This is a genomic window from Paenibacillus sp. CMAA1364 (assembly GCF_054373195.1).
In genome coordinates, this window is record NZ_JBITNB010000056.1 from 1 (window position 1) to 1,487 (window position 1,487).

Annotated in this window: 1 rRNA gene; it reads left to right on the forward strand. The window is 52.3% G+C overall.

From position 1 onward, the window contains the following. A 23S ribosomal RNA gene (locus ACH8E3_RS16610) occupies positions 1–1,487 on the forward strand; the annotation flags it as partial.

The window sequence follows — 1,487 nt, forward strand, 5'->3', positions numbered from 1 at the left end:
AGTACGTGGACGTAGACCCGAAACCGAGTGATCTACCCCTGTCCAGGGTGAAGGTGCGGTAACACGCACTGGAGGCCCGAACCCACGCATGTTGAAAAATGCGGGGATGAGGTGGGGGTAGCGGAGAAATTCCAATCGAACTCGGAGATAGCTGGTTCTCCCCGAAATAGCTTTAGGGCTAGCCTCGGAATGAAGAGTCGTGGAGGTAGAGCACTGATTGGGTGCGGGGCCCGCAAGGGTTACCAAACTCAGTCAAACTCCGAATGCCATGTACTTATATCCGGGAGTCAGACAGTGAGTGCTAAGATCCATTGTCGAAAGGGAAACAGCCCAGACCATCAGCTAAGGTCCCCAAGTGTGTGTTGAGTGGAAAAGGATGTGGAGTTGCACAGACAACCAGGATGTTGGCTTAGAAGCAGCCACCATTGAAAGAGTGCGTAATAGCTCACTGGTCGAGTGACTCTGCGCCGAAAATGTAACGGGGCTAAACACACCACCGAAGCTATGGCTTGCAACTATGTTGCAGGGGTAGGGGAGCGTTGTATGTGGGTTGAAGGTGTACTGAAAAGAGCGCTGGACAACATACAAGTGAGAATGCCGGTATAAGTAACGAAAAGATCAGTGAGAATCTGATCCGCCGAAAGCCCAAGGTTTCCTGAGGAAGGCTCGTCCTCTCAGGGTAAGTCGGGACCTAACGCGAGGCCGAAAGGCGTAGTGGATGGACAACAGGTTGAAATTCCTGTACCACCGTAATCCGTTATGAGTGATGGGGTGACGCAGTAGGGTAGTGACGCGGACTGATGGAATAGTCCGTCTAAGCAGTGAGGCTTGTGTGTAGGCAAATCCGCACACTATAAGGCTGGGCTGTGATGGGGAGCGAAAATTATAGTAGCGAAGGTCATGATCTCAGACTGCCAAGAAAAGCCTCTAGCCAGGAGAAGGTGCCCGTACCGCAAACCGACACAGGTAGGCGAGAAGAGAATTCTAAGGCGCGCGGAAGAACTCTCGTTAAGGAACTCGGCAAAATGACCCCGTAACTTCGGGAGAAGGGGTGCCCCGGTAGTGTGAATAGCACGAGGGGGCCGCAGTGAAAAGGCCCAAGCGACTGTTTAGCAAAAACACAGGTCTGTGCGAAGCCGTAAGGCGAAGTATACGGGCTGACGCCTGCCCGGTGCTGGAAGGTTAAGGGGAGTGGTTAGGAGTAATCCGAAGCTATGAACCGAAGCCCCAGTAAACGGCGGCCGTAACTATAACGGTCCTAAGGTAGCGAAATTCCTTGTCAGGTAAATTCTGACCCGCACGAATGGCGTAACGATTTGGGCGCTGTCTCAACGAGAGATCCGGTGAAATTTTAATACCTGTGAAGATGCAGGTTACCCGCGACAAGACGGAAAGACCCCATGGAGCTTTACTGCAGCTTGATATTGAATTTGGGTACGATCTGTACAGGATAGGTGGGAGCCAGAGATGTAGGAGCGCAAGCTTCT